Annotated in this window: 1 protein-coding gene and 1 pseudogene; both read right to left on the bottom strand. The window is 64.3% G+C overall.

Going from position 1 to position 1,415, the window contains the following annotated elements:
- Positions 1–501, bottom strand: a 501-nt coding sequence (locus tag DBR30_RS19265) for an ATP-binding cassette domain-containing protein (RefSeq protein ID WP_258224506.1), incomplete at its 3' end; no start/stop codon positions are given.
- Positions 502–524: 23 nt separating this feature from the next.
- Positions 525–1,415: pseudogene (locus tag DBR30_RS22590) on the bottom strand (ABC transporter permease); the annotation flags it as partial.

Raw genomic sequence — 1,415 nt, 5'->3', positions numbered from 1 at the left:
GGGCTCGTCCAGCAGCAGGGCGTCGGGTTCCGCCAACAGTGCCCGCAGCAGACTGACCCGCGCCCGCTGACCCCCTGACAGCAAGTGCGGCAGCTTGTCAGCCTGATCCGCCAGCGCGACCTGCGCCAATGCGGCCAGTGCCTTTTCCCGCCGCGCACGTTTTCCCTTGATGGTCGCTGGCATGCCGAACATCAGGTTCTCCGCCACCGTCAGATGGTCGAACAGCAGGTCATCCTGAAACAGCATGCCGATGCGCCTCGCTTGCGCAGGCAAGGTGTTGAGTGGCCGCTCGCCGAGCCTTATCTCCCCCTCCAGCCGGATCGGGCCGCCATCTGTCTGCGCGCCGGGCAGTACCCCGGCCAGCCCTGCCAGCAGGGAGCTTTTACCGCAGCCGCTTGGCCCCATCAGGGTCAACACCTCACCGGGGGCCACCTGCAGGGCGGGCAGTGAAAGCAGCATATTTTCATCAAGGTAAAGTCGAAGAGGCGTGGTGCTCAGCATATGGTTGTTTCCATCATGAGAGTTCATCGTGAGCAGCTCCCCTTGAGCGCCGGATTGATCCGCGCCGGCAGCCAGAGTGCCAGCAGATAGATAACGAGCGGCAGCAGCAGTTGCAGCAGGCCGTAGAGCCCCGCCAGCCGCCGGTTGAGGCCGCTGCCGATGGCCACCGCTTCGGTGGTGATGGTGACTACCCTGCCAGCACCAAACAGCAGGGTCGGCAGATACTGGGCCAAACTCACCGCCGCCCCGACGCTGAAGGCAAACAGCAGCGGGCGCGCCAGCAGCGGCGCTTTTATCTGCCACCAGGCTCGCCATGGCGTTGCCCCCAGCAGCAGGGCGCTCTGGGTGATCCGCTGATCGAACTGGCGATAGGGGCCGTGCAGACACAAATAGACATAGGGAAAGACAAACAGCAGCTGACTCCAGAGCACCCAGCCCCAGCCAATACCGCTGCTTATCGAGTCATGTGCAAGCCAGTCCAGCCCGAGCCGGATGCCAAATAGCAGGCTTGCCTGCGGCAGCAACAGCGGCAGGCAGATAAGCCAGAGCGGCCAGGGGCGGCGGTCGGCTTGTGCCTCCAGACTGCACACCGCCATTCCCAGTGCCAGCAAGCCGCTCACCAGCGCCAGCAGTGCGCTGGTTGTCAGCAGCGGCAGCAGGGTTGGCAGCAGATCCAGCCAGTAGTGGCTGCTCCATTGGCTGGGCCAAAGGGCGGGAAAGGGCCAGCGGCGCGCCAGCGACCAGAGCAGCAGGGCCGCCAGCACCGCCAGATTGAGGGTGATCAGGGTGAAGGCAAAGCCCGCTGCGAGCCGGTTGGCAAAGAAGTGGGGCGCCGCCCGTTTGCCATCGAGCCAGCAGCCTTTGCCCATCTCTTTATGAAGCCACTCCAGTAATCTGAACAGGGCGATGAGCAG

This window comes from Aeromonas sp. HMWF017 (genome assembly GCF_003061465.1).
GTDB classification, from domain to species: Bacteria; Pseudomonadota; Gammaproteobacteria; order Enterobacterales; family Aeromonadaceae; genus Aeromonas; species Aeromonas veronii.
This window is presented reverse-complemented; position numbering and strand designations above follow the sequence as displayed.